Origin of the sequence: Mesorhizobium sp. M8A.F.Ca.ET.207.01.1.1, assembly GCF_004794715.1 — a bacterium.
Classification (GTDB): domain Bacteria; phylum Pseudomonadota; class Alphaproteobacteria; order Rhizobiales; family Rhizobiaceae; genus Mesorhizobium.
On record NZ_SRUS01000478.1, the window covers coordinates 1 to 302 of the forward strand.

At 67.2% G+C, this 302-nt stretch carries 1 pseudogene; it reads right to left on the reverse strand.

The annotated features are described in order from the left end of the window. Positions 1–195, reverse strand: a pseudogene (locus EN850_RS35450) (3-dehydroquinate synthase); the annotation flags it as partial. Positions 196–302: the final 107 nt, after the last annotated feature.

Here is a 302-nt window from a genome sequence, read left to right on the forward strand (position 1 = left end):
CTTCTCCAATCCCGCCCTCAGCGTGTCGAGATGCGCGGCGGCAACGTTCTCATCGGTGACGATGGCCGCGCGGGTGCCGGGAAGGCGGCGCCCGATCTCCTCGCCGGAGCGCGCTAGCAATCCGGAACCGATGAGGATGTCATAGGCGCGGTCGCCGAGCCCGACCTCGACCTTCACCGGTTCGGCATTGGTCACGACTGCACCTCGTCGGTTGTGGCGCTTGTAGCGCGCGTCGCGATCGCCTCGACGCCGAGATGGGTGCAGAGCGCAGCGACGACTTCGTCCGCGATGATCTCCTTGCG